Source organism: Gordonia sp. NPDC003504, from assembly GCF_053587995.1.
On the sequence record NZ_JBSFPC010000001.1, the window covers coordinates 779,628 to 800,553 of the forward strand.

20 protein-coding genes and 1 pseudogene are annotated in these 20,926 nt (G+C 66.3%); 11 read left to right on the top strand and 10 right to left on the bottom strand.

The window, feature by feature from the left end; genetic code table 11:
* The first annotated feature begins 64 nt into the window (after positions 1-64).
* From fabG to ACWDPV_RS03470, 4 genes and pseudogenes are all read left to right on the top strand, one after another.
* Positions 65-811 carry a 3-oxoacyl-ACP reductase FabG gene (gene fabG, locus ACWDPV_RS03455; protein ID WP_449741759.1) on the top strand — a complete coding sequence of 249 codons (747 nt, stop codon included), beginning with the start codon at positions 65-67 and terminating at the stop codon, positions 809-811.
* A 78-nt stretch (positions 812-889) separates the two neighbouring features.
* Positions 890-1,240: pseudogene (locus tag ACWDPV_RS03460) on the top strand (acetyl-CoA C-acyltransferase); the annotation flags it as partial.
* Between the two features lie 19 nt (positions 1,241-1,259).
* Positions 1,260-2,408: a CoA transferase gene (locus ACWDPV_RS03465; RefSeq protein WP_449741760.1), complete on the top strand. Its 1,149-nt coding sequence runs from the start codon at positions 1,260-1,262 to the stop codon at positions 2,406-2,408.
* Positions 2,409-2,510: 102 nt separating this feature from the next.
* Complete coding sequence (locus ACWDPV_RS03470) at positions 2,511-3,035, top strand: low temperature requirement protein A (protein WP_449741899.1); 525 nt, start codon at positions 2,511-2,513, stop codon at positions 3,033-3,035.
* 3 nt (positions 3,036-3,038) lie between these two features.
* On the opposite strand, the gene ACWDPV_RS03475 is transcribed toward ACWDPV_RS03470, so the two are convergent.
* On the bottom strand, positions 3,039-3,908 hold the full coding sequence (locus tag ACWDPV_RS03475; protein ID WP_449741761.1) for a Glu/Leu/Phe/Val dehydrogenase dimerization domain-containing protein: 870 nt from the start codon (positions 3,906-3,908) through the stop codon (positions 3,039-3,041).
* A gap of 24 nt (positions 3,909-3,932) precedes the next feature.
* Complete coding sequence (locus tag ACWDPV_RS03480) at positions 3,933-4,103, bottom strand: hypothetical protein (RefSeq protein ID WP_449741762.1); 171 nt, start codon at positions 4,101-4,103, stop codon at positions 3,933-3,935.
* Positions 4,104-4,214: 111 nt separating this feature from the next.
* Between ACWDPV_RS03480 and ACWDPV_RS03485 the strand changes: the two genes are divergently transcribed.
* Both ACWDPV_RS03485 and ACWDPV_RS03490 read left to right on the top strand, forming a co-directional pair.
* Entirely contained in the window at positions 4,215-4,649 is a 435-nt protein-coding gene (locus ACWDPV_RS03485) for an Lrp/AsnC family transcriptional regulator (RefSeq protein ID WP_449741763.1), read from the top strand.
* 293 nt (positions 4,650-4,942) lie between these two features.
* Positions 4,943-6,508: an APC family permease gene (locus tag ACWDPV_RS03490; RefSeq protein WP_449741900.1), complete on the top strand. Its 1,566-nt coding sequence runs from the start codon at positions 4,943-4,945 to the stop codon at positions 6,506-6,508.
* 191 nt (positions 6,509-6,699) lie between these two features.
* On the opposite strand, the gene ACWDPV_RS03495 is transcribed toward ACWDPV_RS03490, so the two are convergent.
* Together ACWDPV_RS03495 and ACWDPV_RS03500 are read right to left on the bottom strand one after the other, a co-directional pair.
* Positions 6,700-7,017 (bottom strand): putative quinol monooxygenase, encoded by a 318-nt coding sequence (locus ACWDPV_RS03495; RefSeq protein WP_449741764.1) that lies wholly within the window; start codon positions 7,015-7,017, stop codon positions 6,700-6,702.
* Between the two features lie 87 nt (positions 7,018-7,104).
* The gene (locus tag ACWDPV_RS03500) at positions 7,105-7,902 is read right to left on the bottom strand and encodes a sulfite exporter TauE/SafE family protein (RefSeq protein WP_348809920.1); all 798 of its coding nucleotides are present in this window, start codon (positions 7,900-7,902) and stop codon (positions 7,105-7,107) included.
* Positions 7,903-8,000: 98 nt separating this feature from the next.
* Between ACWDPV_RS03500 and ACWDPV_RS03505 the strand changes: the two genes are divergently transcribed.
* On the top strand, positions 8,001-8,639 hold the full coding sequence (locus ACWDPV_RS03505) for a DUF1345 domain-containing protein (RefSeq protein WP_348809919.1): 639 nt from the start codon (positions 8,001-8,003) through the stop codon (positions 8,637-8,639).
* 3 nt (positions 8,640-8,642) lie between these two features.
* Here the strand turns inward: ACWDPV_RS03505 and solA are convergent, their stop codons facing one another.
* Together solA and ACWDPV_RS03515 are read right to left on the bottom strand one after the other, a co-directional pair.
* Complete coding sequence (gene solA / locus ACWDPV_RS03510) at positions 8,643-9,779, bottom strand: N-methyl-L-tryptophan oxidase (RefSeq protein ID WP_348809918.1); 1,137 nt, start codon at positions 9,777-9,779, stop codon at positions 8,643-8,645.
* Positions 9,776-10,924 carry a tyramine oxidase subunit B gene (locus ACWDPV_RS03515; RefSeq protein WP_348809917.1) on the bottom strand — a complete coding sequence of 383 codons (1,149 nt, stop codon included), beginning with the start codon at positions 10,922-10,924 and terminating at the stop codon, positions 9,776-9,778. The genes solA and ACWDPV_RS03515 overlap by 4 nt, the downstream gene beginning before the upstream one ends.
* A gap of 156 nt (positions 10,925-11,080) precedes the next feature.
* Here ACWDPV_RS03515 and ACWDPV_RS03520 point away from each other — a divergent pair, with 156 nt between their 5' ends.
* On the top strand, positions 11,081-11,683 hold the full coding sequence (locus ACWDPV_RS03520; RefSeq protein WP_449741765.1) for a TetR/AcrR family transcriptional regulator: 603 nt from the start codon (positions 11,081-11,083) through the stop codon (positions 11,681-11,683).
* 13 nt (positions 11,684-11,696) lie between these two features.
* Here ACWDPV_RS03520 and ACWDPV_RS03525 read toward each other — a convergent pair whose 3' ends face one another.
* Positions 11,697-12,383, bottom strand: a complete 687-nt coding sequence (locus tag ACWDPV_RS03525) for a helix-turn-helix domain-containing protein (protein ID WP_348809915.1) — start codon at positions 12,381-12,383, stop codon at positions 11,697-11,699.
* Positions 12,380-13,888 (bottom strand): APC family permease, encoded by a 1,509-nt coding sequence (locus ACWDPV_RS03530; RefSeq protein ID WP_449741766.1) that lies wholly within the window; start codon positions 13,886-13,888, stop codon positions 12,380-12,382. Before ACWDPV_RS03530 ends, ACWDPV_RS03525 begins: the two co-directional genes overlap by 4 nt.
* A gap of 239 nt (positions 13,889-14,127) precedes the next feature.
* Here ACWDPV_RS03530 and ACWDPV_RS03535 point away from each other — a divergent pair, with 239 nt between their 5' ends.
* Complete coding sequence (locus tag ACWDPV_RS03535; protein WP_449741767.1) at positions 14,128-15,609, top strand: APC family permease; 1,482 nt, start codon at positions 14,128-14,130, stop codon at positions 15,607-15,609.
* Between the two features lie 51 nt (positions 15,610-15,660).
* On the top strand, positions 15,661-17,574 hold the full coding sequence (locus ACWDPV_RS03540; RefSeq protein ID WP_348809911.1) for a primary-amine oxidase: 1,914 nt from the start codon (positions 15,661-15,663) through the stop codon (positions 17,572-17,574).
* Between the two features lie 154 nt (positions 17,575-17,728).
* Here ACWDPV_RS03540 and ACWDPV_RS03545 read toward each other — a convergent pair whose 3' ends face one another.
* Both ACWDPV_RS03545 and ACWDPV_RS03550 read right to left on the bottom strand, forming a co-directional pair.
* Positions 17,729-18,880, bottom strand: a complete 1,152-nt coding sequence (locus tag ACWDPV_RS03545; protein WP_449741768.1) for an acyl-CoA dehydrogenase family protein — start codon at positions 18,878-18,880, stop codon at positions 17,729-17,731.
* A 3-nt stretch (positions 18,881-18,883) separates the two neighbouring features.
* Positions 18,884-20,077: a thiolase family protein gene (locus tag ACWDPV_RS03550; protein WP_449741769.1), complete on the bottom strand. Its 1,194-nt coding sequence runs from the start codon at positions 20,075-20,077 to the stop codon at positions 18,884-18,886.
* Between the two features lie 172 nt (positions 20,078-20,249).
* On the opposite strand from ACWDPV_RS03550, the gene ACWDPV_RS03555 reads away from it, so the two are divergent.
* The gene (locus ACWDPV_RS03555; RefSeq protein ID WP_348809908.1) at positions 20,250-20,858 is read left to right on the top strand and encodes a TetR/AcrR family transcriptional regulator; all 609 of its coding nucleotides are present in this window, start codon (positions 20,250-20,252) and stop codon (positions 20,856-20,858) included.
* Positions 20,859-20,926 lie beyond the last annotated feature (68 nt).

The following is a 20,926-nucleotide window of genomic DNA, read 5'->3' on the forward strand; positions in this document are numbered from 1 at the left end:
ATCCCGCCAGTCGGTCGTTGAACCCCACCACCCGCACACCACCGCAACCCCGAAGGACCCACCCATGCCCGGACCACTTCTGAACAACCAGACCGCCGTGATCACCGGCGCCGCACAGGGAATCGGCTTCGCGATCGCCCAACTGTTCGTCGACGAGGGTGCACGCGTCGTCATCGGCGACGTCAACGCCGAGGCCGCCGAGAAGGCCGCCGCCGAACTGGGCGGCCCGTCGGTCGCGATCGGCGTGCGCTGCGACGTCACAAAGGGCGACGAGGTCGACGCCCTTCTCGCCGCCGCCGCGGACACGTTCAGCCCGGTCGACGTCATGGTCAACAACGCCGGTATCACCCGGGACGCGACAATGCGGAACATGACCGAGGAGCAGTTCGATCAGGTCATCAACGTGCACCTCAAGGGCACCTGGAACGGCACCCGCAAGGCCGCCGCGATCATGCGGGAACGTAAGAGCGGCGCCATCGTCAACCTCTCGTCCTTGTCGGGCAAGGTCGGCATGGTCGGGCAGACCAACTACTCCGCCGCGAAGGCCGGCATCGTCGGCATGACCAAGGCCGCCGCCAAAGAGCTTGCCCATCATGGTGTTCGGGTCAACGCGATCCAGCCCGGCCTGATCCGGTCGGCAATGACCGAGGCCATGCCGCAGAAGGCGTGGGATCAGAAGATGGCCGAGATCCCGATGGGCCGCGCCGGTGAGGTCACCGAGGTGGCCACGGTGGCACTGTTCCTGGCCACCCATCTGTCGTCCTACATGACCGGCACGGTCATGGAGGTCACCGGCGGGCGGTTCATGTGAGCGCGCAACAGCTTCGGCGGGCCGCGATCGTCGCTGCGGTGGTGGCCTGCAGGCCCTGGCGACCGCGGCGATGATGGTGCAGGCGGCGGATGCGATCCGTCCCGGATGGGGGCCGGCCCGGTTCCGGCCACCGGCCGACGCGGATTCGACTCCGCGGCCACACCTCCCGAATCGGTCGACCTGGTGGAGCTGAACGAGGCATTCGCCGTCCGGTTGTTGCGCGTGCTGGAGCGCTGGAAATGGAATGATCAGGCCCGGCTCAATGTCAACGGCTCCGGCATCTCGCTCGGTCATCCGATCGGCGCCACCGGCGTTTGCATTGCCACCACGCTGCTACACGAGTTGCATCGCCGTGGCGGCGGTCGCGGCCTGGTCACCATGTGTATCGGTGGCGGTCAGGGATTTGCCGCCATCGTTGAATCCGTCTGAGAATCAAGGAGATCTGACAATGACGTCGCCCGATTCCCATGTCCGTCCGCTCGCCGGTGTACGCGTGGTGGAGGTCTCCAGTTTCGTCGCCACCCCACTGTGCGGGCTGACACTGGCCCAGTTGGGTGCCGAGGTGATCCGCGTCGATCCCATCGGCGGGGCCGCCGACGTGAATCGGTGGCCACTCACCGATGACGGCACCACCTCCATCTACTGGACCGGACTGAACAAGGGCAAGAAGTCGGTCACCGCGGATCTGCGATCACCCGACGGGCAGGCCTTGGTCCAGCGGCTCGTCACCGAATCCGGTTCCGGTGGCGGCATTCTCGTCACCAACGCGGGTGGTCGCGACTGGATGAGCCACGACACCCTGGCCGCACTGCGACCCAACGTCATCACCCTGGAACTCCTCGGCGGCTCCGACGGCACCCCCGCCGTCGACTACACCGTCAATGCGGGACTGGGATTCCCACTGATCACCGGCCCCCTCGACCACGACGGCCCGGTCAACCACGTGCTCCCGGCGTGGGATGTGGTGTGCGGACTCTATGCGGCGCTGGCGATCACCGCCGCCGTCCGGCGCCGTGAACAGACCGGAGTGGGCAGCCGGATTCGGTTGCCGCTGGCGGACACCGCCCTCTCCATCGCCGGTACACTCGGCTATCTCACCGAACCGCAGGTCAATTCGCAGTCCCGCCCGGCCACCGGCAACGACGTGTACGGCACCTACGGCACCGATGTGGTGACCGCCGACGGTGACCGGTTCATGCTCGTCGCGCTTACCGGCCGCCATTTCCGCGACCTGGTCCGGATCACCGGAACGGAGGCGGTCGTCGACTCCCTCCAGCAGTCGCTCGGCGTCGACTTCTCCGCCGAATCCGATCGCTTCACCCACCGAGCCGTGCTGAACGCGTTGTTCGGCAGGTGGTTCGCCGACCATTCGACCGACGAGGTCGCCGCCGCACTGGCCGGATCATCGGTGCTGTCGCAGCGGTACCGCAGCTTCGACGAGGTCGTCGCGTCGGGTGAGCTCGCGAGGAATCCGCTGTTCGCCGAACTCGATCAACCCGGAATCGGCCGATATCTCGCGGCCGGGCTGCCCGCGTCATTCGACGGGCAGCAGTATTTCGTCGGTCCCGCCGTACCCTTGGGCGCCGACACGCCCTGACCCGATTCGCCCGCACCGACCCGGTCCGGCCGGCTCCGAACGATGCATCCGCCATATGGATAAACTTCGCCGAAAAAGGAGAGGCCGTGGCGGATCGCCCAGATCGGTTGGGTGACATGGATTCTGCTACCACTGTCGTTCACCGCTGCGCTCGTCCGGCTGGTGATCATCTGGATCCTCGATTTGGGCGGACCGGTCATCGCCGAGTTCAACGACCGCCGACGCGGCGGCGGCTTTCCGTGGCATGCGCACCACATCGCCGAGCGTTACGGCCTGCTCGCCATCATCGCGATCGGCGAATCGATCACCGGCGCTCTGGCTGCCGCCCAGATGATATCGAACGCACAGGGACGGACGGTGGAATCGGTGGTCGCGCTCGCCGCCGGCGTGCTCATCTCGTTCTCGTTGTGGTGGACGTACTTCGTCATTCCCTCGGGTCCGATCCTCGATGTTCGGCGGGACAACGTGATTCCGTGGGCATATATGTGCACATCGCCGGTCGTGGCCACGGTGTTGGCGGCCGTCGGTTGGCCGCTGTGGGCCTGCCTGCTGGTCGTGCTCGTCTCGCCGCTGTCGGTGATCGTGTTGTTGGACGTCGTGATCAACGACGCCGCCGATAACCGGTGACGTTCACTCCGTCCGGAAGTACGGCCGGTGCTTCCGGTTGGCCTCGACGATCTCTCCTGCCATCGTCAGCGCCACCGAGACGGTGTCGGTGCCGGCCGCCGTCGAGCGATTGAGCACCTCACGGGCGGTGTCGGCGATGGCGTCGACCCGTTCGGTGAGCCCGGTCTCGTCGTCGCGTACCTCGGCCTCGACGGCGAGCAGTCCGCCGGCGTTGGCGACGAAGTCGGGGACGTGGATGATGCCGCGTGTACGGAGTTCGGCCGCAAGGGAATTGGCGCTCAGCATATTGTTGGCCGCACCGACGAGCGCGGTAGCACGCAGCGCGCCGACCGCATTCCCGTCGATGACACCACCACCGGCACACGGCGCCACGACATCGACGTCGAGCTGCAACACATCCTCCAGATCGACTGCGATGATTCCGATCTCGTCGACGGCGCGATGCATCCGGTCGGCATCGATGTCGGCGCCGAAGACCTGCGCGTCGACCTGGGTCAGCATCCGCGCGACGTGCAGGCCGACGTTGCCGAGTCCCTGCACCGCCACCCGGGCGCCGGCGACGGTCCGGCCGCAGGCCTCTAGGGCCACCTCGATGCTGCGGACCACGCCGCGAGCGGTGAAGTACGACGGGTCGCCGCGTTGACTGGAGACGACGGGTACGTGGCGGCCGATCAATTCCAGGTCGCGCACCGAGGTGCCCATGTCGACGCCGGGGATGTACCGGCCATTCAGTGAGGCAATGTATTTGGCGTGGGCGATGAGCACCTCGTCCCGATTGGCCACTCGCGGATCGATGTTGATCACGCTCTTGCCGCCACCGAGTGGCACTCCGGCGAGGGCCGCCTTGTAGGTCATCGCCTGGGCGAGGTTCATCGCATCGGCAACGGCGTCCGCGGGCTAGGCGTAGGAACGCATCCGGACACCACCCAATGACGGTCCGAGCGTCGTATCGTGCACGGCGATAACGGATTCGAGACCTACCTCGGGGTCGCGGCAGAGCACGATCTGCTCGAAGTCGCGATCATGCAGCGCGGTGAGGAATCCAGTGGTCGATGTCTGTGATGTCATGGCGCAGGACGCTATTGGCGCGGCGCGGTCCTGCACAAGGACTTGGCGCGAAATAGCGACGAGTACGCAAATCTTTGTCACAGGGACGATCTTCGCGATAGATTATTGCGCATGGTCCAGCTCGATGACGTTGATCTCCACCTGCTCGCGCTGCTGTCCGACGACGGTCGGGCGACGTTCTCGGATCTCGCATCACGGGTGAATCTGTCGGTGGCCGCCACCAAACGGCGCGTCGACCGGCTTCGCGCACAGAATGTCATCACCGGTTTCACCGCGACCGTCGACCACGCCGCGCTCGGACGCCCCGTCGAGGCCTTCACCGAGGTCCGCTACGTCGGCAACTCCCAACCGGACGAGATGATGGCCGAGATGACGCAGATCCCCGAGGTGGAGGCGGTCTACACAATCGCCGGCGACCCCGACATGCTCGTCAAGGTGCGCGCCCGCGACCACAGCCATCTGCAGCAGGTGATCAACCACCTGCGGCGAGGCGGCAAGGCGACCGGCACGAAGACGATGATCGTGCTCGGGTCCTGGCATCGCTGAGCGAGACCCACCCGGACCTGTCGCCGTCGAACACAAGAATTTTCACCGGTTGCGGCGGCGTGCTCGACTTCTTTGCGTATCGGCACCGGGATCGCCGTTCTCCTTGGCGTGGCCCAGGTCACACTGATTGCATGACGAGCACTGCCGATCATCGTCTGCCCGCACCGGCCACAGCCCTCGTGCGCGCAGGCACCCCAGTGCGTGCCACGGGTACCCCCGTGTCAGGTCGGCAGTCAGAGATGCACTGCGCGTAGCGAACTCGCAACGAGGAGAACACATATGCCGGAACCGGGATATGGCGGACAAAATCCGTCGAGCAATCGATCGCCGAGACCGACGAACCGCGCAGCAAGCTGCGCAAGGACCTGACGACCAAGGATCTCACGGCCTTCGGGGTCGCCGTGGTGATCGGAGCGGGCATCTTCACCCTCACCGCCCGCACCGCCGGCGACATGGCCGGGCCGTCGGTGTCCTTGGCGTTCATCCTCGCCGCGGTGGCGTGCGGTCTCGCGGCGTTGTGCTACGCCGAGTTCGCGTCCACCGTCCCGGTCGCGGGCAGCGCCTACACCTTTTCCTACGCCACCTTCGGCGAATTCATCGCCTGGATCATCGGGTGGGACCTCATCCTCGAATTCGCCTTGGCCAGTGCGGTTGTCGCCAAAGGATGGTCGCTGTATCTGTCGGACTTCATCGGTCTGCCGACGACCATCTCGATCGGCGGGATCGACACAGACTGGGGTGCGGTGGCGGTGATCGGCGCGATCACCCTGACCCTGGCGTTCGGGGTCAAGTTGTCCTCACGCGTCTCGGCCATCATCACCGCCATCAAGGTGGCGGTGGTCCTGCTGGTGATCATCGTCGGCGCGTTCTTCATCAACACGGCGAACTATCATCCGTATGTGCCTGCGGCAGAACCGAACACCGACAGCAACGCGGGACTGCAGCAGACCCTGTTCGCGGCGCTGAGCGGGTCGGACGGCAGTAACTACGGCTGGTACGGACTGCTGGCCGCGGCAAGCCTGCTCTTCTTCGCGTTCATCGGCTTCGACGTCGTCGCGACCACCGCCGAAGAGACCAAGAACCCGCAACGCTCCATTCCGCGTGGCATCCTCGGGTCCCTCGCGATCGTCACCGTGCTCTACGTGGCGGTGACCGTTGTACTGACCGGCATGGTCGGATATCAGGAACTGCGGCCCGGCAGCCCGCTGGTCGGCGACGGCAGCGCCACCCTGGCCACCGCATTCGAGGCGCATGGCGTCACCTGGGCACAGACCGCGATCAACGTCGGCGCCCTGGCGGGCCTCACCACGGTCGTGATGGTGATGATGCTGGGTCAGACCCGTGTGCTGTTCGCGATGTCACGCGACGGCCTGATCCCGCGATCGTGGGGAACCACGAACGCGTCGGGAAATCCGGTGCGCGTCACCATGATCGTCGGCGTCGTGGTCGCGGTGATCGCCGCATTGTTCCCGATCGGTGTGCTCGAGCAGATGGTCAACATCGGCACCCTCTTCGCCTTCGTGCTCGTCTGCGCCGGTGTGCTGATCCTGCGTCGCACCCGACCAGATCTCAAGCGCGGCTTCCGGGTTCCGGCAAGCCCATTCGTCCCGATCCTCGCGATCGTCGCCTGCGGGTGGCTGATGATCAACCTGTCGGTGGAGACCTGGATTCGGTTCGTCGTCTGGATGCTGATCGGCGTCGTCGTCTACCTGCTCTACGGCCGTCGTCACTCGGTCCTCGCACTCCGGTCCCGACAGGCCGCGCAGCCCGACACCGTTGACAGCGTCCTCGCCCCCACTGACAGCGCCCTCGTCGTCGTTGACAGCGCCCGGACCGACGTTGACAGCGCTCACCGATGACGTGACAGCGCTCGCTTGACGTCTGACGGCGCCAGGCTCACACCGGCCGGGCGCCATCAGCGTCGAACAAAGCGCTGTCAACGTGGAAGAGAGCGCTGTCAACGCAGTGAGAGAGCGCGGGTCGGGGAATCCTCACAAGGAACGGCCGTCTGCGAGACGGCCGTTCCTTGGTCGACTGCGGTCGACGGAACCTAGAGGGCGCCCTTGTTTGCGTCGCCGGCCGGGACGGCGGTGAAAGTCTTCACGTCCAACGGCCCCGCGAGGAGGGGACCGATCGCGGCGCCGAGTTCGGCGAGCGCCGGTGCGCTGCCATGCACCTTGAGGGCGTCGGCCGATTCCCACTTCTCGATCATCACGAAATCGGTGCCGACGGCCGCTTCGTGCAATGCGTACAGTTCGCAGCCCGGCTCGCCGTGGACCTTGTCGATGGCAGTCAGGATCGCGTCCTTGACCTCGGCTTCCCTGCCCTCCTGCGGGCTGATTGTCGCCACCACGATCACCTCGGACATCTCGTGTCACTCACCTTCGTCTCGACTGCAGTTTGACCTGTCGCACGCTACCCGGTGGCCATCCCATCGACGGTGAAACCTCAGAACTCAGGCGAGCAGCCGCCACAGGCCGACGAGACCGACGACGACGATCACCACGCGCAGCGTCCACGGCGACAACCGCCGCCCGTACCGCGCACCCACCACGCCGCCGATCAGCGAACCGACGGCGATCATCCCGGCCGCCGCCCACTCGATCCGGTCAAACGCGACAATCGTGTAGGTCACGGCGGCAACGACATTCACGATCAACGACAGCAGATTCTTGGCCGCGTTGAGGCGCTGGATGTCGTCCGGGGCGATCACACCGATGGCACCGATCAGCAGGATGCCCTGCGCGGCGGTGAAGTAGCCGCCGTAGATGCCGATGAGGAAGGTGGCCGCCGTCATCGCGGCGAGGCGCGTGGGCGTCAGCGGAAATGCCTGGGAGATCGGCACATCCGGGTCATGGCCTGCCCTCGACCGCTGCAACGACCACCGTTGGATCCGGGGTCCGAGAACCACCAGGATCAGCGCACCGATGAGCAACACCGGTACGACCGCCTCGAACACCGTCTCCGGCAGATGCAGCAACAGAAAGCATCCCAGCAACGCACCGAGGAACGACCCGGGGATCTGCCACCGCAGCCTCGGCCACTGCCCATCGAGTTCTCGCCGGTACCCCCACGTTCCCGACACGCCGCCGGCGACCAATCCGATCGCATTGGAGATGGTCGCACTGACCGGGGGCACCCCGAACGCCACGAGCGTGGGGAAGGTGATGAGTGTTCCGCTACCGACCAGAGCGTTGATGGCTCCGGCGCCGAACCCGGCGGCGAGCACCGCGATCAATTCCCAGGTGGACATGCCTCCAGGGTGCCGGGAGACCGGATCCACACGGCATCGGGGTGCCACACGCCGCGTCGTACAGCCGCAAACGGCTGACGAACCACTATCACTGAAGCATGCAGATAACGCCGATCGCCGCGACCCACCGCATCCTCACCGCGGTGGCCGTAGGAGTCGTGGCCGGCACCGCCACCGGCGTGCTCATCGACGACATCGGACACGGACTGCTCGTCGGCATCGTCGGGACCGCGGGAGCGTTCGTGCTGATGGGCTGGCTCGCTCTGTGGCCGATGGACGGCGCCGAAACCAAGGAGCATGTGGCGCGCGAGGATTTCCGGCCGCAGGTCGACGAGATCATCGTCATCGCCGCCGCCCTCTCCGCTCTCGGCGGCATCGTCGGATTGCTCATCGAGGGTGGTTCCCACGCGCAGTGGCCTCCGGCGGCACTCGCTCTGGCCGGCGTCTTCCTCGCCTGGGCGAGCGTGCACCTGATGTTCGCCACCCGGTACGCCTACATGTACTACGCCGACGCCACGCCCGGCGGCATCGACTTCAACTCCGACGACCCGCCGGCGTTCCGCGACTTCTTCTACTTCAGCTACAACCTCGGCATGACGTATCAGGTGTCCGACACGTCGGTCTCGGACTCCGCGATCCGTGCGGTGGCCCTGCGTCACTGCCTGATCTCCTACGTCTTCGGTGCGGTGATCCTGGCCACCACCATCAACCTCGTCGCGGGTGTGGTGACCGGGTAGTGGTCAGGACACCGCCACACTCCGGTGCCCGTCGACGGTGAACGCATCCCCGACGAACCGCACCGGCTCTCCGAGCGCCATCGCCGCCAGTTCCTCACCCCACACCGGTGCGAACTTGAAACCGTTGCCGCTCATCGCCGTTGCCACAACAACCCGGTCACCGACTCGATCGATGACCGGCATCTTCGTCTGCGTCCACGAATCCGCGTGCAGCGACCACCGGACGACCTCGGGGATGAGATCGGGCATCAGCCGCTGTGCCTGCTCGCCGACCCAGCGCAACTGATCGCCGTCGAGTGTCGTGGGATGCTCGGTGGCGGTGTCGAAGTCGAGATGCGGGCAGATCTTGATGCTGTACCCGTCGAGTGTCGGCACGCCGAACGCATGCACGTCGTCGCGGTCACGCATGAAGCCGGGCAACCGATCCGGGGTGAACAGGTCGACGTGGCGCGGCATCAGCCAGGTGAGCGCGAACGTCTTGGACGTGACGATGTCGGCGAGGCCGGGCAGTACCTGTGTGGTCCACGGACCGGCGGTGACGATGACCTGATCGGCGAGGTACTCACCCCGGGTGGTGCTCACCCTGACCCCGTGCCCGGTGTCCTCGATGTCGAGCACCGTGGTGTCGTAGAGCATCGAAGCACCGTGCGCAACTGCCTGATCCGTGGCTGCCGCGACGGCCATCTCGGGCCGCATCGCGCCGCCCAGTGTGTCGAGAACACCCACGTCGCCGTCATCGATGGCGAACTGGGGGAACCGTTCTCGCAATGACGCGGCATCGAAGACCTCATGCGGCAGATCGAACTGGTCGATCGCGGCGAGGGTCGGCACCAGATCGGGGTGGTCGGCGGGCGCCACGCTCAGCGCACCCACCGGCAGCAGGACGTCGCTGCCGTAGGCGGCACCCAACTGCTGCCACAGTTCCCGCGAGCGCAACAACGCCGGGGTGAACAGTTCGCCTTCCTTGGCGGCGACCCGGAACAGTCGGGATTCCCCCGCGTAGGCCCCATTGGGGTGGACACGCCCGTACTGTTCGATACCGAGCACATCCACACCCCGGGAGGCCAACTGCCACAGCGTCATCGACCCGATGGAGCCGAGTCCGACGACGATCACCGAACGTCGCGCGGCGGGACTCACGCCAGCACCGGGCTTTCCCACAGGTTCAACGAGGTCCCAATGCCGCGTTCGACGGCGTTGCGGTACACCACCGTTGCCCACGCGACATCCTCGACAGGCATGCCGCCCACCGACATCAGCACGATCTCGTCGTCGCTGCGACGACCGACCACATCGCCCGCGGCCACCGCACCGAGGTCGATGAGTTCGTCACGGTCCATCGTGCCGTCGTGGATCATGTCGAGGAATTTGCAGCCGATGATCGGGATCACGTTGTGCGACGGGTGTCCGGCCTCCTCCGCCCAGGCCTCGTAGAGGCGGGTGTTGTCGACGACCTTGCGCACGTCGGGACCCCGGAGGGTCTCGTCGATGTTGCAGCCGGCCGGCATGCTCAGGAAGGCACCGGGCTTGATCCAGTCGCGGGTCAGCGTCGGATAGGTCGACGGATCACCGGCCTCACCGGAGGTGCAGAAGGTGACGATGTCGCTGTCGCGGACGGCCTCTTCCAGGGTGTCCACCTCGATCACCTCGATCTGCGGGAACTGCTCGGCGACCCAGGAGGTGTAGGTGTCCAGGCTCTTTCGGCCGCGGCCCTTGATCTTGACGGTGTCGATCTTGGGGCAGGTCGCCACGAACGCGGCTAGTGAGGTCTTGGCCATCACGCCGGGTCCGACGATGCCGATGACCTGCGAGTCGGGTTGGGCGAGCAGTCGTGCGCCGACGCCGGGAACCGCGCCGGTGCGATACGCCGACAGCAGATTCGCCGACATGAGTGCCAGCGGGGCACCGGTGTCGGTGTCGTTCAGCATGAACATGAGAATCGAACGGGGAAGCCCCTTCTCGCGGTTGGCGATGTTCGATCCGTACCACTTCATTCCACTGGTGCCGAAGCTGCCACCGAGGTAGGCGGGCATCGCCATGAAGCGACGGTCGGCGGTGTTGGCCGGCATCGTCTCGAACTCGGATTCATCGGGGAAGGTGATCATCGCACCGTGCGAGTCCGCGTTGGGTCCGGCCATCCGGTAGTCGCCACGGTGCAGCAGCACGAAGGTCTCAGCCATGGCGTCCACGCAGGCGGCCATGTCGGTGACGCCGGCGGCGATCATGTCCTGCTCGGACAGGTAGCGGAAGTCGATGGCGGTGGTCGGTCGGGTCGTTTCGGTCATGATCGTGGGTCCTGACGTGTGGGTGAGGTCATCGGTCGCGCAGTCGCATCGACGTCGATACCCTGCGGTTGCCAGCAACATTACAAACGTAATGTTTCGGATGAGTGCTGGTATGTTCCCTTTGGGTAAACCGCATCGGGAGGAGGAGCCACCGTCGTGAACAACGTCTCCACGCCCACCTCCGGCGCCCGTCCCGGCTACGGCACCGGCCGGGATGCCCTGGTGTCGGCTACCATCACCATCGTTGCCACACAAGGCATTCGGAAACTGACCTACCGTGCGGTGGCCGCGGCCGCCGGCGTCACCCACGGCACGGTGCAGCATCATTTCGCCAATCTGGACACCCTCCTCGAGGCCGCCCTCGAGCATTGCGTTGACGTCAGCATCGCCGATTCGGCCCTATCCGGCGGCCATGACAGCGTCGACAACTTCATGGCGGGACTGTCGCGCCTGGTCAGCGATACCCTCGACGAACAGGTCTTCCAGTACGAACTCGTGCTCGAGTCCCGTCGCCGTCCCGAGCTACGGCCGCACGTCGAGCGCTATTACGCGCGATATGCCGAGTCCATCGGAGAATCGTTGCGGCGGATGCACCTTCCCGACGACGACACCACCGTGGAGGTGGTCTTCTCCGCCGTCGACGGCCTCGTGTTCCGCGCCCTCACCCTCGGCGACGGCGATCTCTCCCACCTCGACGTGCATCTCGGCCGGCTCCGGGAGTTGTTGCACGCGTTGGGTGAACGCGCGCAGGAGACATAACCCGAATCCGAGCTCAGCCCTCGGCCCGCAGGATGGCCCCCACCCGGGCGGCCGGCTCGCTCAGCAACCGCGCCAGCGCGTCGGCGTTGTCGATGTGCTTGGCCGGCGCCGAGATCACCAGCACGGCACTCAACTCATCGTCCCGCCCCCAGACGGGCACCGCCACGCAGCCGAAATTGTGGATGAACGATCCGACTTGACTGACGAATTCCGGTGCCGCCGAGGGATGTCCCGATCCGACGGCGAGTACGAGACGTCCGGCGGCCGAGGCGGTCAGATCGTGCAGGAGCCGCCCGGGATCGCTGAGTGGATAGTCGGGGTCGATGTCGATCAGACTCAGACGCGCACGCGCGGTACCGGGCCGGTGACAGCCGAACAGGTGCACGCCGAAGCGCAACCCACCCCGGAGCTCATCCAGGGTGGTGCGCAGTTGTTCCGGCACCGTCGAGCCCGACGCGACTCCGACGAGACGCTCGATCTTGGCACCCAGCGCGAACCCGCCGAGATCGGGAGTCCGGACCAGATACTCCTCCTGGGCAAGCAGATTCACCAGCCGGTAGATCGCCGACTTCGACAGTCCCAGATGCCGCGACAGTTCGGCGGCACTGACACCGGGCCCGATCGTGGCCACTTCTTCGAGGATCTGCAGCGCGTTGATCACCGACCGCGACGACGAATCGCCGGCGAAGGCCGGGCTCATCGGGTCGGCCCGACGACGGCGATGTCGTCGGTGTCCAGATGCCCACTCCAGACTTCGGAACGGGTCGGCGTTTCGTGAATACCGACCCGAGCCAACAACTCCGGCCGCACGACACGCAAGACCACGCAGCCCAGCGCCGCGATCACCAGCCAGGCCACCGCCGCCAGGATCCCCGGCCACCACACCCCACCGATGTTGGTGACGATGAAGACCACGAGGATCGCGACGATCCCGACGGAACCGAGCGCGGCGGCGACGACGATCCGCGGCTGCAGTTCACCGGTCCGATAGAGGAATACCGGCGCCGCGACACACACCAGGGCGTACGCCACGAGAAACGCGATCGCCGGCGCCGACGCCATCGACCCACGGACGCTGTTGGCCGACGCCCCCGCAAAGATACTCACGACCACCACCGCGGCGATCAGCGCCACCGACATCACCACCCCCACCACCGGGGTCTTGTATCGCGGATGGGTGCGCCCGAGCGGCGCGGGCACGACACCCTCACGCGACAGCGACAGCAATGTCCTCGTCAACGCCGTCGTGCTGGCGAGCATGCACGCCAGGAACGACGCGCACACCCCGATGTAGACGATCGGCGTGACCCACCCGACCCCCAGTTCCCGGGTGAGAACACCGAGGTCGCCGCTGCCGAGGCCCGCGATGGCCTCCAACACCGACAGGTTGCCCGCCTGTGCCGCGGTGGCGAGAACCACGACGACGACCCCGATGCCGAGCGAGACGCGCATGGCCCGCGGAACGGTGCGCAGCGGTCGCCGCGCCTCCACCGACACCGTTGCCGCGCTCTCGAATCCGATGAGTCCGCACACGCCGATGGCAACGCCGCTGAACAGATCGGTCATGCGTTCCGGGCCGGCCACCATCGCCGACAACGACGAATGCGGAGAGGTTCGGACGAGCAGTGCGACCACGACGGCCAACAGCACGACGACGGCGACGGCCTCCACCACCAGTCCCACCCTGGCCGAGAAGCGTATTCCGCGAATGAGCAGGACCGCGCACAACACGGCGAGCGCGGTGGCGGCGACGCAGATCTGCACGGGTCCGGGATCGTCGACACCGATCAGGCGCAGCCCGTACCAGGACATCTGCGACAGCATGAGTACACTCAACGCGCCGTACCCGAGCACCATCGCGGCGGCCGTGATCAGCCCGCTCGTCGATCCCAATCCCTTGGCGACGTAGGTGTAGAGCGCACCCGGGGCGGCCATCCGCGACGCGAACGCGCCCAGGGTGACCGCGACCAGCGCCGACAACACCGCGGCGCCGAGGACACTCCAGACCAGCGGCCCGCCGGATTGGCTCACCAGCATCGGTATGGTGGCGGCCGCGGCACACGGTGCCATCACCGCCACCGACTGGGCCACGACGTCGCCGAAGCCCAGGGTGCGGCGGTCGAGGCCCGCAAGTTGCGTCCGGGCACCCAACCGCAGGCGCACCCGAGCGCGGCGCCCGGCACCATCGGCTACGGGCTCGGACATAGGGCGCGACGCTAGTGACGCGGTGTTGCCGCCGTGTTTCGGGCCCGTGTTCGCGCGGTGACATGCAACGGGTCGTCGGGCCCGGCCGATTCCCGATGGGGTGTCACAACGGTTAACGGCGGAGCAACTCCGTGGCGATGAGCGACCGTGATTCTGGATGCACGACGGGCATTGCGGCCCGATGCGTTCATCCCCGGCGCCCGATCCCACTGCGCGCCCCTGCCACGAAAGACACACCCATGACATCCATCGACGCCGGCGCGGCCTCCGCCGCGACGACCTCCCCGGGGACAGCCTCGGCTCCCACCGCCCAATCCTTGTCCGGTTCCCTCGGTGTGGGGGCGATCGTCTTCATGGTCGTCGCGGCGGCCGCACCGCTGACCGTCGTCGGCGGCGGCGTGCCGATCGCGTTCCTGCTGGGCAACGGGCCCGGTGTGCCGGCGATGTTCGTCGTCACCGCCGTGGTGCTGCTGCTGTTCGCGGTCGGCCTGTCGACGATGGCCCGCCATATCCCGCGTCCCGGCGCCTTCTTCACCTACGTCGGCTACGGCCTCGGCCGGCCTCTCGGCCTGGGCACCGCCCATCTCGCACTGCTCACCTACACGATGGTGCAGGTCGCGGTGTACGGGCTGATCGGTGTGCTGATCTCCTCGGGCATCGTCGACCTCGGTGGCCCGGACATCCCGTGGTGGGCCTGCGCGCTGGCCGTCGCCGCGTTCACCGGAGTACTCGGCTACCGCCACATCGAGCTCAGCTCCAAGGTGCTGGGACTGCTGCTGATCGCCGAGATCGGCATCGTGCTCATCCTCGACATCGCCATCATGGTTCAGGGTGGCGCACAAGGGTTGTCGCTGGAATCGTTCACCCCGTCGGCGGTCTTCTCCGGCGCTCCCGGCATCGGTTTGATGTTCGCCGTCGCCGGCTTCATCGGCTTCGAGGCGACGGCGATCTTCCGCAATGAGGCCCGCGATCCCGACCGCACCATCCCGCGCGCCACCTACGTCGCCGTGCTCCTGATCGACGTGTTCTACGCCTTCACGTCGTGGGCGCTGGTGATGGCGTGGGGCCCGGACAATGTGGTGGCCGCGGCCGCCGAGGATCCGGCCGGCATGATCATGGCCACCGCGCAGACCTACCTCGGCCCCTGGGCGTCGACGACCGTCAACATCCTGCTCATCACCAGCCTGTTCGCCTGCATCCTCAGTTTCCACAACGTGATCTCCCGCTACCAGCATTCGATGGCGAACGCGACGGCGATGCCGTCCCGCCTCGGCACCATCCACCCGACGCACCTGTCACCGCACGTCAGTTCCTTCGTGCAGACGACCACCGCGGTGGCGCTGGTGGCACTGTTCGCCGCCCTCGGACTCGATCCCGAACTGCAGGTCTTCGCCTGGTTCTCCGGTGTCGCGACGCTCGGCATCGTGGTGCTGATGGCACTGACCTGCGTCGCCGTCATCGTCTACTTCCGGCGCAAGAAGATCGCCGCCGGCGTGTGGCGTTCGGTCGTCGCACCCGTCCTCGGTCTCCTCGGCCTGGGGGTCACGCTGATCGCCGTCGTCGCCAACTTCCCGACCCTCATCGGTGGGTCACAGTCGCTGGCCGACTTCTTCTTCGCCCTGGTGGTCGCCGCGGTCCTCATCGGCGTCGTCCAGGCGTTGATCCTGCGCCGTCGCAACGAGACCGCCTATGACTCACTGACCTCCGCCATCGCGGCCTGACCTCGCCACTCACCAGGAATCGGCCTCCCACCACCAATTGAGAGGAACACCATGACCATCGCCCCCGAGACCGTCACCGCCCCGGTACTGGGCAGCCTCACTGCCGACGAGATCACCGCCGCCCGCGACATCCTCAACGGCGCCGGACTCGTCACCACCACGACCCGCTTCGTCTACGTCGGACTCGACGAACCGGACAAGGCCGCCGTGCTGGCGCACCGCTCCGGCAACGGCCCGGCAATTCAGCGCCGTGCCCGGATCATGCTGCTGGACATCGTATCCGGTGCAGCCACCGACAATCTGGTGTCGCTGACCGACGGGAGTCTCGTGGCCAGCACCCCGGTCGATCCCGAGGTGGGCCAACTCCCCATCCTCGACGAGGAATTCGCGATCGTGTCGGAGTTCCTCGCGACCGAACCCCGCTGGGGTGAGGCGCTGCGGGCACGCGGCGTCGACCCGGCCACGACGGTCGCCGTGCCGCTGTCGGCGGGTACGTACGACAACCCGAATGAGAAGGGCCGCCGAATCATTCGTTCCTTCGCTTTCGTCCAGGAGCACGAGAGGGACCTGCCCTGGGCCCATCCCGTCGACGGATTGTGCGCCTACGTCGACATCGTGAACCGCGAGATCATCGACATCGTCGACTACCGGATCTTCGACGTTCCCGCCGAATCGGGGAACTTCGACACCACCGAGATCGCCGGAGAGCCGTTGCAGGGCCTCAAGCCGATCGACATCACCCAGCCCGAGGGGCCGAGTTTCACCGTCACCGGGGAGCACATCGACTGGACCAACTGGTCCCTCGACATCTCCTTCGACGCCCGCGAGGGACTGATCCTGCGCAACCTGCAGTATCAGAATCGCGACGTGGCCTACCGCGCGTCGATCAACGAGATGGTGGTGCCGTACGGCGATCCGTCACCGAACCGCTACTGGCAGAACTACTTCGACACCGGCGAGTACGTCTACGGGCGCTACACGAACTCACTGACCCTGGGCTGTGACTGCCTCGGCGAGATCTACTACTTCGACGCCACCCTCGCCGACGAGCAGGGCTCGCCCCGCACGATCACCAATGCGATCTGCATGCATGAAGAGGATTACGGCACGCTGTGGAAGCACACCGACATCTTCACCGGCATGAGTGAGATGCGGCGTCAGCGCCGCCTGGTGATCAGCTTCTTCACCACCGTCGGCAACTACGACTACGGCTTCTACTGGTACCTCTACCTCGACGGCACCATCGAACTCGAGGCGAAGCTCACCGGCATGGCCTTCACCGCCGCCTACCCGGAGGAGGGGTCGGATTACCAGAGCCACGTCGCGCCCGGTCTGGGTCTGCCCTATCACCAGCACCTGTTCAGCGCACGCCTGGACATGACCGTCGACGGCGTGACCAACGCCGTCGACGAGATCGACGCGGTGAGTGTGCCGATGGGAGAGGGCAATCCGTGGGGTAACGCGTTCACCGCGCAGACCACCCGTATCAGCTCCGAGGCCGACGGAGTGCGGCAGGCCAATGCGGCGGCGGGCCGCACCTGGCACATCGTCAACACCGAGAAGACCGGCCGGATGGGTCACCACCCGGCGTACGCACTTCACGCCCATCAGACCCCGATGCTGCTCGCCGACCCCGCGTCATCGATCGCCAAGCGGGCCGCATTCACCACCAATCAGGTGTGGGTGAGCGCCTACGATGCGTCGGAACGTTATGCGGCAGGCGATTTCGTCAACCAGAGCTCGGGCACGGACGGCCTACCCGCCTATCTCTCGGCCGATCGCCCCCTCGACGGCGAGGACATCGTGGTGTGGCACACCTTCGGGATCACCCACTTCCCGCGTACCGAGGACTGGCCGATCATGCCGGTCGACTACGCCGGATTCACGTTGAAGCCCTACAACTTCACCGACAAGTGCCCGGTGATGAACGTGCCGCCCAGCACGGCCAAGCACTGCTGCGGGTAGTCGGTCGGCGGTGACCGAAGCGAGGGATGGCGGAAGTGGGGGACGAACACTCCTCCCCCACTTTCCGATTCCCCGGCCGGAAACTCTCGGCCGAAGACGAAGAAACCCGCGGAAGCACATTCTTCCGCGGGTTTTCGTCGACGGCGCGGGTCTACTACAGCCCCATGTCGCGGCCGATGAGGTCCTTCATGATCTCGGTGGTGCCACCGAAGATGGTCTGGATACGGGAATCGGTGTAGGCCCGGGCGACCTTGTACTCGTTCATGTACCCGTAGCCGCCGTGCAGCTGCACGCAGCGGTCGATGACCTTCTTGGCGGTTTCGGTGCACCACCACTTGGCTTTGGCGGCGTCGACCGCGGTCAGGTCGTCGTCGAGCACCGCGCGCAGGCAGCGGTCGATGTACTGCTCGGCGATGTCGAGTTCGGTCGACATCTCGGCAAGGTAGAAGCGGTTGGCCTGGAACGAGCCGATCGGCTTGCCGAATGCCTTGCGGTCCTTGGTGTACTGCAGGGTCTCCTCGAAGACCCCTCGGGCACCGGCGGTGGCACCGACGGCGATCGACAACCGCTCCGAGGGCAGGTTCTGCATCAGGTGATAGAAGCCGCGGCCCTCGACACCGAGCAGATTCTCCTTGGGCACACGGACATCGGTGAACTGCAGTTCGGCGGTGTCCTGGGCCTTGAGGCCCATCTTGTCGAGCTTGCGTCCGCGCTCGAAGCCCTCCATGTCGCGTTCGACGACGAGCAGCGAGAAGGCCTTGTGACCGGCGGCCGGATCCGGATTGGTGCGGCACACCACGACAACGAGGTCGGAGTTGATGGCGGCCGAGATGAAGGTCTTCGATCCGTTGAGGACGTAGTGATCGCCTTCGTCGCGTGCCGAGGTCTTGATACCGGCCAGGTCGCTTCCGGCACCGGGTTCGGTCATGGCGACGGCGAGAATCGTTTCGCCGGTGGCCATTCCGGGCATCCACCGGGCCTTCTGCTCGTCGTTGGCCAGGTCCAGAAAGTACGGGACGAGCACGTCATTCTGCAGGCTCAGACCGGGCGCGGCACCACCGAACCGGGAGAATTCTTCCACCACAACGGCATTGAAACGGAAGTCGTCGGTGACTCCACCGCCACCGAACTCCTCGGGGATGTTGAAGCCGAGCAGTCCGGCGTCGCCGGCCTTACGGTAGGCCTCGCGGTCGACCTGCCCCGCGGCCTCCCACTTCTCGACGTTCGGCGCGCATTCGCGGGCCAGGAACTCGCGCGCGCTCTCACGCAACTGCTCATGTTCGGTTTCGAAGATGGTGCGTTTCATGGGTCAGATCCGTTCGATGATGGTGGCGTTGGCCATTCCGGCGCCTTCACACATGGTCTGTAGACCATAACGGCCGCCGGTGGCCTCGAGATGATTGACGAGCGTGGAGAGCAGTCGGGTTCCCGACGATCCCAGCGCGTGGCCGAGTGCGATCGCCCCGCCGCGCGGATTGAGCTTGGCCGGGTCGGCACCGAACTCGTGTGCCCACGCCAGCGGTACGGGTGCGAATGCCTCGTTGACCTCGTAGGCATCGATGTCGTCGATCGACAGGCCGGCCCGGGCAAGCACCTTGTGCGTCGCCGGGATCGGCGCGGTCAACATGAAGACCGGATCGTCGCCGGCCACCGAGAAGGAATGGAACCGGGCCCGCGGCGTCAGACCCAGCGTCGAGGCCATGGCGTCGCTCATGATCAACGCGCCGGACGCGCCGTCGGTGAGCGGCGAGGAGTTGCCGGGCGTGATGTGCCAACCGATCTCGGGAAATCGCTGCGCATACTGCTCGCTGTAGAAGGACGGCTTGAGTCCGGCCAACCCCTCGGTGGTGGTGGTGGCACGCACCGTTTCGTCCACGGTGTGGGTCACGCGGTTGCCGTCGGCGTCGACGACGTCGATCGGCAAAATCTCCCGACCGAAGAAGCCGTTGGCGGCGGCCTGCGCCGCGCGCTGATGTGACTGCGCCGCAAAGGCATCGAGAGCCTCACGTTCGAGCTTCCACTTCGCTGTGATCAGTTCGGCCGAAATACCCTGACCGACAAGACCATCGGGGTATCGGGCGGCGATGCTCGGACCGTAGGGGCTCTGTCCTGCGGTGGAGAATCCCATCGGCACCCGGCTCATCGATTCGACGCCCGCGGCGATCACCATGTCGTAGGCGCCGGCGATGACGCCCTGCGCGGCGAAGTGCGCGGCCTGCTGACTCGAGCCGCACTGACGGTCGACGGTGGTCGCAGGCACCGACTCCGGGAAGCCCGCGGACAGCAATGCGGTGCGCGAGATGTTCAGCGCCTGCTCACCGGCCTGGCCGACGCATCCGCCGATGACGTCGTCGACGCGGGCGGGGTCGAGGTCGTTGCGCTCGACGAGCGCGCGCAGCACGTGCGCGAGCAACTCGACCGGCTTGGTCTCCGACAGGGCGCCACCAGGCTTGCCCTTCCCGGACGCGAGGCGGACGACGTCGACGATGACGGCTTCGGGCATGAGGCGATCCTCCCAGGAGTGACGACTTTGGTGGCCCGATTCCCACACGGAACCACCGACTGATCGTTCGCTAAGTACTAACACATAGGTGTGATCCAGATCAATCACGGCCGCACAACCAGCCGAAACGGGTGATCCGGGTGGCCCCGACGATGAACTAGGATCGGCTTCCATGGCCCGCGAGCGCAGATCCACACCGTCGCGGTACGCGCGTGTGCGCTTCCTCGAGGCCGGCCTGACCGTTCTCGCCGAGGACGGGTACGGCGCCCTCAAGCTGGCCGCGGTCTGCGCCCGCGCCGATGCCACCACCGGCAGCTTTTACCACGCCTTCGACAACTGGGCCGAGTTCACCTCGGCCCTCATCACCTTCTGGCGGCAGGAGAAGAGCCAGCGCCCGATCGCCGAGGCCCGCAAGGTGGCCGATCCGCGCGCGCGACTCGCGGTCCTGATGGACATCGGCCTGACACTGCCCCACGACTCCGAGTCGGCCATTCGCGTGTGGGCGGCCCAAGACCCCGAGGTGCGGGCGCTTCAGGAGGAGGTCGACCTCGAGCGCCGCGATTTCATCGCCGAGACCTACCGCGATGTGCTCGGCGACGATGCGAAGGCCGAGGTCTACGCCACCATCTCGATGTACCTGCTGGTCGGCTACGAGAGCGGCACGCTGCGCTCCTACGACGCCCTCGACCAGGGATTTCATCTCTTTGTCGAGAGTGCCATCGGACCACTCGACGACGCGCCGGCCCCGGAGTCGACGATGCCGTCCGCCACGTCCGAGTAGTCGATCACCCCACGACACATCTCTGGTGTGACCCCTTGCACATTAGTGTAAGTCTACTTATAGTCGAC